This window comes from Micromonospora sp. B11E3 (assembly GCF_039871625.1).
In the GTDB taxonomy this organism is placed as follows: domain Bacteria; phylum Actinomycetota; class Actinomycetes; order Mycobacteriales; family Micromonosporaceae; genus Micromonospora.
In genome coordinates this window covers 39,244-49,759 of record NZ_JBDPMC010000036.1, presented here as the reverse complement: position 1 = coordinate 49,759, position 10,516 = coordinate 39,244, and the positions used below count along the sequence as shown (strand labels likewise).

At 75.7% G+C, this 10,516-nt stretch carries 2 protein-coding genes; both read left to right on the top strand.

The features are described 5' to 3' along the window. The first annotated feature begins 31 nt into the window (after positions 1-31). Complete coding sequence (locus ABGB16_RS19010; protein ID WP_347669424.1) at positions 32-9,742, top strand: amino acid adenylation domain-containing protein; 9,711 nt, start codon at positions 32-34, stop codon at positions 9,740-9,742. Continuing rightward, positions 9,735-10,511: an alpha/beta fold hydrolase gene (locus ABGB16_RS19005; protein WP_347669423.1), complete on the top strand. Its 777-nt coding sequence runs from the start codon at positions 9,735-9,737 to the stop codon at positions 10,509-10,511. Before ABGB16_RS19010 ends, ABGB16_RS19005 begins: the two co-directional genes overlap by 8 nt. The last annotated feature ends 5 nt before the right edge of the window (positions 10,512-10,516 follow it).

Below are 10,516 nucleotides of genomic sequence, written 5' to 3'. Positions count from 1 at the left end.
GAAGAGTGAGGGCACCGCCAGCGCCGGCGACGTGGAACGGTGGATCGTCCGGCGGGTCGCCGAACAACTCGGTCTGCCCTCCGACGCCGTCACGCCGGACGCGGTCCTCGCGGACCTCGGCATGTCCTCACGGGACGCGCTGTCCCTCGTCGGGGACCTGGAGGCGCTGCTCGGGCGAACGCTGTCCCCGACCATCTTCTGGAACCATCCGACCGCGCGGGCGCTCAGCCGGCACCTGGTCGGGCCGGCGGCGGACGGCAACGGCGAACCGGTGCCGGGCGGCACCGCGACGGGGCGGGCCGACGAGGCGGACGGGCCCGGCGAGCCGGCACCGGGCGACGTCGCCACGGGGCGGGCGGCCGGATCCCGGCGACCGCGGCGGGGCGAGGCCGCAGCGGCCGGCCATGACGGGCCGGCTGACCAGGCCGTCGCGGTCATCGGTCTCAGCTGCCGGTTTCCCGGGGCCGAGGGCCCGGAGGAGTTCTGGCGGCTGCTGGACGAGGGCCGGCCGGCCGGCGAGTCCACTCCCGCCGGCCGGCAGGCGCTGGGGCCGGTGCCGCAGCGGTTGCTCGACACGGTAGACCTGTTCGACCCGGCGTTCTTCGGCATCTCCGCCGCCGAGGCCGCGTACCTGGATCCGCAGCAGCGGCTGCTGCTGGAGGTGGCGTGGGAGGCGATCGAGAGCGCGGGCGTCCCCCCGGCGGACCTGGCCGGCAGCCGCACCGGCGTCTTCGTCGGCATCAGCGGCAGCGACTACGGCCGGCTCCAGACGTCGGACAACGGCCTGCTCGGCCGGCACAGCGCCACCGGTCAGGCCCTGAGCATCGCCGCCAACCGGCTCTCCTACGTCCTCGACCTGCACGGTCCCAGCCTGGCGGTCGACACCGCCTGCTCGTCGTCCCTGACCGCCGTCCACCTGGCCTGCCGGAGCCTGCGGGCGGGCGAGTGCACCACCGCCCTGGCCGGCGGGGTCAACCTGGTGCTCGCGTCGGAGGCGACGGAGATCTTCACCGCCGCCGGCATGATGGCCCCGGACGGCCGCTGCAAGACGTTCGACGCCTCGGCCGACGGCTACGTACGCGCCGAGGGCTGCGGCCTCGTCCTGCTCAAGCCGCTCGCTGCCGCCCTGCGCGACGGCGATCCGGTCCTGGCGGTGATTCGGGGTTCCGCGATCAACCAGGACGGGCGCAGCAACGGGCTGACCGCGCCGAGCGGCACCGCCCAGCAGGCGGTCCTGCGGGACGCCCTGCGCGACGCCGGGGTGGCGCCCGCGGACGTGGACTACGTCGAGGCGCACGGCACCGGCACCCCGCTCGGTGACCCGATCGAGACCGGGGCGCTGTCCGCCGTGCTGTCCGAGGGACGCGAGCCGGACGCACCGTTCCTGCTCGGCTCCGTCAAGACGAACATCGGGCACACCGAGGCGGCCGCCGGCGTGGCCGGCCTGATCAAGGTCATCCTGATGCTGCGCCACCGGCGCGTGCCGGCCCACCTGCACCTGCGTCGGCGCAATCCGGAGATCGCCGCCGACGGCGGCTTCGAGATCCCGACCGGTTCCCGGCCCTGGCGACGGCGGCGCGAACGGCTGACCGCCGGGGTGAGCTCGTTCGGGTTCGGCGGCACCAACGCCCACGTCGTCGTGCAGGAGGCGCCGCAGCCCGCGCCCCGTGCCGCCGCCGCGGCGGACGCGCCGGCGCGGGTGCTGACCCTCAGCGCCCGCAGCGACAACGCGCTACGGACCACGGCGCAGCGGTACGCCGCGCGGCTGCGCGCGGAACCCGACCTCGACGTCGTCGACGTCTGCCGCACCACGGCGACGGGCCGGAACCACTTCACCCACCGGGCGGCGTTCGTGGTCGACGACCGCGAGGACGCCCTGGCGCTGCTGGACGCGGTGGGCCGGGGCGAACCCGGCCGGCGGGCGCACACCGGGGTGGTGGACCGCGCCGACCGGGGCAACGTGGCGTTCCTGTTCCCGGGGCAGGGCGCGCAGTACCCGGACATGGGCCGGCGGCTCTACGACCGCAGCCCGGTGTTCCGGGACGCGGTCGACGAGTGCGCGGAGGCCGTCGCGTCGCTGCTGCCGGTCCCGCTGACCTCGCTGCTCTTCCCCGGTGCCGGCGAGCGGCACCTGCTGGAGCAGACCGCGTACGCCCAACCGGCGCTGTTCGCCGTCGAGTACGCCCTCGCCCGCTGGTGGATGCATGCCGGTGTCCACCCGGACCTGCTGCTGGGCCACAGCGTCGGCCAGCTCGCCGCCGCCTGCGTCGCCGGGGTGTTCGAGCCGGCCGACGGCGCGCGGCTGGCCGTCGCCCGGGGCCGCGCCGTGCAGGACCACGCCCCACCCGGCGCGATGCTGGTCGCCTTCGCCGACGAGGCGACGGTGCGCGGCATCATCGATGGGCATCCGGACGGGGACCGGCTGGCCGTGGCGGCCGTGAACACCGACGCCACGACCACCGTGTCCGGCCCGCCGGAGGGCATAGCCGCCCTGCGCGCCGCGTTGCGGGCGCGGCGCGTCACCGCGCACGACCTGCCCGCCCGGCACGCCTTCCACGGCCCCACCATGTCCGCGGCCCGCGAGGCCTTCGCGGTCGCGGCCCGGGCCCTCACCTACCGGGCGCCGCGTATTCCGCTGGTCAGCGACCTGGACGGCACCGTGTTCGAAGCCGGCGCGGTGCCCGGCGCCGACTACTGGGAGCGCCACCTGGAGCACACCGTCCGGTTCGTCGACGGCCTGCGGACCCTGGCGGCCCGCGGCTGCACCCGGTACGTGGAGACCGGTCCCGGACAGGTGCTGTCCGGGGCGGGCCGCCGCGTGGTCGCCCCGGCGGTGTGGGCGTCGTCGCTGCTCACCGGCCAGGACGACGACCGGGTCCTGGCCGACGCAGTGGCCCGGCTGTACGTGGCGGGCCAGGAGATCGGCTGGACCGTGCTGCACACCGACGGGCCCGGACGCCGGGTGGCGTTGCCGACGTACCCCTTCGAGCGGTCCCGGCACTGGCTGCCGGTTCCGGTTCCCCACCCGGTGCGATCCGCCCCGGAGAGCATCCCCGTCGAGCTGGGAGGTAGCACCCCCGTGCCGTCCACGTCCGCCGACGACCAGATCGTCACCGTGCTCGGGGACACGCTGGCCGCGTTGCTGGGCAGCCCGACCGCGCCCGATGCCGACGCGTCGTTCCTCGACCTCGGCGCCGATTCCATGACTCTGTTCCAGCTGCTGCAGACCGTGCAGCGGACCTACGGCGTGTCGGTGCCCATCGGTCGCCTCTTCGAGGAGATCGACACGATCGGCCGGCTGGCGGCGCACATCGGCGCCGAGGCGCCCGCCGCGGTCGCGGTCGCCGCGCCGGTCGCCGGTGGCCAGGCCAGCGCGCCGGTCGCCGAGGGCCAGGCCGGCGCCCCGGTCGCCGAGGTCCAGGCCGGCGCGCCGGTCATCCCGGGACCCGCCGCCACCGGCGCGCCGGTGGCGGCCGCGCCCGGGTCCGCCCCGGCGGACGCCGGCGCCGTGGCCCGGTTCCTGGAGATCCACGCCACCGTGATGGGGCAGGCGTACGAGCTGCTGCGCGGCGGCGTCGGCCAGCCGGTGTTCGCCCCGCCCGGGCTGCCCGCCCCGGCGGTCGCGCCCCAGCCCCAGCCCCAGCCGCCGGCACAGGCACAGGCACAGCACCGGCCGGCGGTCGAGGCCGCCCCGACCGCCGGTACGGTGCCCCTGGCGCCGCGGGACGCGTACGTCGCCTTCCAGCCGGCGGTGCCGCGCCGCTCGGGTCCGATGACCGAGGCCCAGAAGGCGTTCACCGCCGACCTGGTGGACCGGTACCGCCGCCGCACGAAGGGCTCGTTGGAACAGGCCGTCCGGGAGCGGGCCTACCACGCCGACGTCCGCCACGCGCCGCAGCCGTACCTCAACCTCAAGCAGATCCGGTACCCGCTGGTGGTCAGCCGGTCCTCCGGCTCCCGGCTGTGGGACGTCGACGGCAACGAGTACGTCGACCTGACCATGGGTTTCGGCGTCAACCTGTTCGGCCACAACGAGCCCTTCATCCAGGCCGCGGTCGGCGAGCAGCTCGCCCGGGGCATCCAGCTCGGGCCGCACTCGCCGCTGACCGCGGACGTCGCCGGACTGATCCGCGAGCTGACCGGCGTGGAGCGGACGCTGTTCTGCAACACCGGCTCCGAGGCGGTGATGGTCGCCGTCCGGCTCGCCCGCGCGGTCACCGGGCGTACCCGCATCGCGGTCTTCGCCGGGGCGTACCACGGCTCGGCCGACCCGATCCTGGCCCGCCAGGACGCGGCCTCGGGCCACTCGGTGCCGCTGGCGCCCGGCGTGCCGGAGGAGATCAGCCGTAACGTCGTCGTGCTGCCGTACGGCGACGAGGCCTCGCTGGCCACCATCCGGGAGCTGGCCGGCGAGCTGGCCGCGGTGCTCGTCGAACCGGTGCAGAGCCGCCGCCCCGACATCCAGCCGGTGGAGTTCCTGCGGCGCCTGCGCGCGCTCACCAGCGAGGTGGACGTGCCGCTGGTCTTCGACGAGGTCATCACGGGCTTCCGCTGTCACCTCGGCGGGGCGCAGGCGCTCTTCGGCATCCGCGCCGACCTGACCACCTACGGCAAGGTGGTCGGCGGCGGCATGCCGATCGGGGTGGTGGCCGGCGACGCCCGCTTCCTCGACGCTGTCGACGGCGGCGCCTGGATGTTCACCGACGGGCCGTACCCCAGCTCCGTGCGGACCTTCTACACGGGCACCTTCTGCAAGCATCCGCTCTCCCTGGCCGCCGCCCACGCGGTGCTGAAGGAGTTGAAGCGCCGCGGACCGCAGTTGCAGGAGCAGCTCAACCAGCGCGTCGAGGACATGGCGCGACGGGTGGACGCCCGCTTCGCCGAGCTGGGCGTGGCGATCAGCGTCGCCCGGTTCGGGTCGCTGTTCCGGCTGCGCTTCCTGGAGGAACCGCCCTCGTCGGAGGCCGCCGAGATCTTCCACACCCTGCTCGTGGAGAAGGGCGTCTACATCTGGGAGGGCCGCAACTGCTTCCTGTCCACCGCGCACACCGACGCCGACGTGGAACACGTGATCGGCGCGATCTCGACGACCACCGAGGAGATGCTGGCGGCGGGCTTCTTCCGCCGCGCCGGCGAGGAGCCGGCGGCCGGCGCTGACCCGTACCCGCTCACCGAGGCCCAGCGGGAGATCTGGTTCCTGGCGCAGCTCGGCCCGGAGCAGTCCCGGGCGTACAACGAGGGCCTCACGCTGGACCTGACCGGGCCGCTCGACACGGCCACGCTGACCGCGGCGGTCGACGAGGTGGTGGGCCGGCACGAGAGCCTGCGGACGGTGTTCGCCCCGGACGGTTCGCACCAGCGGGTGCTGCCGCGGTCCCGCACCGACGTGCCGCTGATCGACTGCACCGACCCGGCCGCCGGGCCCGCCGAGGAGCAGGCCCGGTCGTGGTGCGACGCGCGGGCCGCCGAGGTGTTCGACCTGGCGGCCGGTCCCCTGGTCAAGGCCGCTCTGCTCCGGCTCGGCCCCGAGCACCACCGGCTGCACCTGTCGGTGCACCACACCGTCGTGGACGGCTGGTCGTTCGCCGTGCTGGTCGACGAGATCCTGCGCTGGTACGAGGCCCGGCGGGCCGGCGCCCGGCCGGAGCTGCCCGCGCCGGCGCGCTACCGGGACCACGTACGGCGGCAGGAGCAGCGCACCGCCGGTCCCGCCGGTCAGGCGGACACCGCGTACTGGCGGGAGCAGTTCCGCAGCCCGGCGCCGCCGCTGCGCCTGCCCACCGACCGGCCCGCGAGCGGCCCCCGCGACGGCCGCGGCGGGCAGGTCCGGCTCGAACTGGACGCGGACGCCGTCGACCGGATCAGCCGCGGCGCCAGGGCCCTGTCGGTGACCCCGTTCACCCTGCTGCTCGCCGCCATCAGCGGGCTGCTGCACCGGATCACCGGACAGGACGACCTGGTTGTCGGCGTCCCGGTGGCCCGCCGCGACGACGGCGACGACGACCGGCTGGTCGGCAACTGCAGCGTGGTGCTGCCGGTACGCAGCCGGCTGGCCCCGGGACGCACCGGCCGGGAGCACCTGGCCGCGACCCGGCGGGCCCTCGGCGAGGCCTACTCGCACCCCGGCTTCTCCATCGCGGCGGTGCGTGACCGGCTGCCCGCCGGGCACGCCGAGATCTACCGCTGCCTGTTCAACCTCGACCGGCCGGCGACCGTGCCGCAGCTGCCCGGGCTGGGCGTCGCCGCGCGGCCCGCCGCCCGTCACCACGCCAAGGCCCCGCTCGAGGTCGACGTCGTGGCCGTGGACGGCCGCATGACGGTGACCATGGGCTACGCCGCCGACCTGTTCGACGAGAGCACCATCCGCCGGCACGCCGAGGCGTACCTCGACCTGGTCCAGCGGCTGCTCGAGCGGCCGGACGAGCCGGTGTCCGCCCCGGCCGCGGTCGTCGGCGGCGGACCGGAGGCCGCCACGAGGTCCGGCGGCCACGGGGCCGCCGGGCGGTGGCCCTGGAACGACACCGCGCGGGCGGTTCCCGACGCCACCCTCCACGACCTGGTCGCCGCCCAGGCCGGACGGACCCCGCAGGCGGTGGCGCTGGTCGAGGAGGGCGGCACGGTGACGTACGCCGACCTCGACCGGCGGGCCGACCGGCTGGCCCGGCACCTGCGCACCCTGGGTGTCGGACCTGAGCGCCTGGTGGCGCTGGCCCTGCCCCGCTCGGTGGAGCTGGTGGTGGCCGTGCTCGCCGTCCTCAAGGCCGGCGGCGGTTTCCTGCCGCTGGACCTGGACAGTCCCCCGGCCCGCATCGCGCAGGTGTTGGAGGACGCCGAGCCGGCGCTCCTGCTGGCCGACTCGACCACCGCGCGGGCCGTCCCGCGGGCCGGCGGGCTGACGTCGGTGCTGCTCGACGATCCCGCCACGGTGGCGGCCCTGCGCAGGCGGCCGGCCAGGGCGTCCGCGCCGGCTCCGGTCGACCCCGGGCACGTCGCCTACGTGCTGTACACCTCCGGGTCCACCGGCCGCCCGAAGGGCGTGGTCATCACCCACCGCGCGGTGCTCAACACCCTGCTGTGGTGGGCGGACGAGGCGGCGTACGGCCCCGGGGACCGGGTGCTGCTCAAGACGCCGCTGACCTTCGACCCGTCGATGCTGGAGCTGTTCTCCCCCCTGTTCAGCGGCGCGACCGTCGTCCTGGCCCGACCCGACGGGCACCGCGACTCGGGCTACCTGACCTCGGTGATCCAGGAACAGGGGGTCAGCTGCGTCCAGTTCGTGCCCACCACGCTGCGCGAGTTCCTCGACGAGCCGGGCGTCGAGAAGTGCACCAGCCTGCGCCAGGTCATGTGCGCCGGTGAGGCGCTGCCGGCCGCGCTGGTCGACCGGTGCCTGGACCTGCTCGACGTCGAGCTGGTCAACCTGTACGGCCCCACCGAGGCGTCGATCGACCTGACCTGGTGGCGGTGCCGCCGCCCGGTCGCCACGGCGTCCGCGCCGATCGGGCTGCCGCTGTGGAACTTCCGGGTCTACGTGCTCGACGACGACCTGCGGCCGGTGCCGCCGGGCACCACGGGCGAGCTGTACGTCGCCGGAGTGGGCCTGGCCCGCGGCTACCTCGGCCGGCCGGACGTGACCGCGCTGGCGTTCCTGCCGAACCCGTTCGACGGTGCCGGCGAGCGGATGTACCGCACCGGTGACCTGGTCCGCCAGGCGGCGGACGGGACGCTGGAGTTCCTCGGCCGGCGGGACGGCCAACTGAAGGTCAACGGTGTCCGGGTCGAGCTCGGCGACGTCGAGGCGGCGCTGCGCCGGTTGCCCGGCGTCCGGGAGGCCGCGGTGCTGGTGCGCCCCGCCGGTGACGCCCAGCAGCTCGTCGGCTTCGTCGCCGGCCCGGCGGACGCGGCGGCGGGACAGCCCGCCGCGCTGCTCGCCGCGCTGCGGGAGATGCTGCCGGCCGCCATGATGCCCGCCCACCTCGTGTCCCTGCCGGAGCTGCCGCGGCTCACCAGCGGCAAGGTCGACCGCAGGGCGCTGGCCGACCAGGCCGTCCCGGCCGGACCCGCGGCCGACTACGTCGCTCCCCGCACAGTGGTGGAGGAACGGCTGCTGGCGATCTGGACGGACGTGCTGGGACGCCCCGGCGGCGGGGTCACCGACGACTTCTTCGCCTCCGGCGGCACCTCGCTGACCGCGATGCGGCTGATCAGCCGCGTCCGGTCGGAGCTGGGCAAGGAACTGCCGATCCGGCAGCTGTTCGCCACCCCGACGGTGGCCGGGCTCGCCGGCGCCCTGGCGGACCGCACCACCCGTCCCCCGCTGGTCGCCGGGGAGCGTCCCGAGGCCGTTCCGCTGTCCTACACCCAGCAACGCCTGTGGTTCCTGCACCGGCTCAGCGGGCCCGGGGCGACCTACAACATCCCCGTGTCGCTGCGGCTGTCCGGTGCCCTCGACACCGGGACCCTGCGCGCCGCGTTCCGGGACGTGATCGCCCGGCACGAGAGCCTGCGTACGGTCTTCGTCGACGTCGACGGGACCCCCGTGCAGCGGATCGTTCCGGTCGACGCGGTGCCGGACGTCCTCACGTACGCCGCCGTCGGCGCCGGCGAGGTCGCCGAGCTGGTGCGCACCGCCGCCGACCACCCGTTCGACCTGGCCACCGAACCGCCCGTGCGGGCCTGGCTGTACGACCTCGGCGGCGACGAGCACGTGCTGACCGTCGTGGTGCACCACATCGCCGGCGACGGCTGGTCGATGGTGCGGCTGGTGCGTGACCTCGCCGACGCGTACGTGGCGCGCCGCGACGGCACCGGCGACGGCCTGCCGGCGCTGCCCGTGCAGTACGCCGACTACGTGCTGTGGCAGACCCGGTTCCTCGGGCGGCTGGAGGACCCGGACAGCGTGGCCGGCCGGCAGCTCGCCTTCTGGCGCCAGGCGCTGGCCGGCGCGCCGGAGGAGCTGCCGCTGCCGTTCGACCGACCCCGGCCGCGGGTCGCCTCGGGTCGCGGCGCCAGCGTCGAGTTCGAGGTCCCGGCCGACGTCCACCGCGGCCTGCTGGACCTGGCCCGACACAGCCGGACCAGCGTCTTCATGGTCGCCCAGGCGGCCCTGGCGGTGGCGCTGGCCCGGCTCGGCGCGGGCACCGACATCCCGCTCGGCACCCCGGTCAACGGGCGGGCGGACGAGGCGCTGGGCGAGCTCGTCGGCTGTTTCGTCAACACCGTCGTGCTGCGCACGGACGTCTCCGGCAACCCGACCTTCCGGGAACTGCTGGGCCGGGTGCGCGACACCAACCTCGCCGCGTACGCCAACCAGGACGTGCCGTTCGAGTTCCTGGTCCGCGCGCTCAACCCGGCCCGCTCCCGCTCGCGCCACCCGCTGTTCCAGGTGATGTTCGTGTCCGAGAACACCGAGGAGCTGGACCTGACCCTGCCGGGGCTGCGGCTGCGCGAGGAGCCGCTCGGCTCCACCACGGCCAAGTTCGACATGGTGGTCAGCATCCGGCAGCGACTCGACGGGGCGGACGGCTGCGGCGGGGTGGCGGGCAGCCTCGAGTACGCCACCGACCTGTTCGACGCCGGCACCGCGCGGACCGTCGCGGACCGCTTCGTGGCGGTGCTCACCGCCGTGGCGGCCGACCCGGCGACGCGGGTCGGCGTGCCGACCGCCGTCGCCGCGCTCGGCGCGGGGGACCTCGCCCAAACGCTCACCGGCGCCGCGGCGGGGGTCAACGGCCATGGCTGAGCTCACCGGTACGGCGCTGCCGTGGCGGGGCGGCACGCCCGGCCGGGCCCCGGCTCTGCGGCTGTTCTGCTTCCCGCACGCCGGCGGCGGCGCCTCGACGTTCCGGCGCTGGATCACCGACGGCGGCCGACACGGCATCGAGGTCTGCCCGGTACAGCCGCCGGGCCGGGAGGGCCGGTGGGGCGAGCCTCCGCTGGCCCGGGTGCAGGATCTCGTCGCCGACTTCGTCCGGGCGGCGCTGCCCCTGCTGACCACGCCGTTCGCCCTGCTCGGCAACAGCCTCGGCGCGCTGGTGGCGTACGAGACGGCCCGGTACCTGCAGGTCCGCGGCCTGCCGCTGCCCGCCCACCTGGTGGTGGCCGCCGCGGCGGCGCCCGGCACGCCCCGGCCCTTCCCGCCGACGGACGGGCTGACCGACCAGGAGTTCGCCCGGGAGCTACAGCGCCGCTACGGGGGTATCCCGGACGCGATCCTGGACAATCCCGTGCACCTGCGGGAGTACCTGCCGCCGTTGCGGGGCGACATCACCGCGGTGGAGACCTACCGCCCCGCCCCGGAGCCGCTGCTCGACCTTCCGGTGACGGCCTTCGTCGGCGCCGACGACGCCGGGGTGCCGGTGGCCGTCGTGGACGACTGGCAGGCCCGGACCAGCGGCCGCTTCGCGCGCCACGTCCTGCCCGGGGGGCACTTCGCCCTGCTGCAGCACCCGGACGCGGTGTTCCGGGCCCTCGACGTCGACTCGACGGCCCGCCCAGCCGTCCCGAACTGAGGAGA

Excerpts from the sequence above, each read along its gene's own strand:
- ABGB16_RS19005 (WP_347669423.1), top strand. The coding sequence starts at position 9,735 with ATGGCTGAGCTCACCGGTACGGCGCTGCCGTGGCGGGGCGGCACGCCC.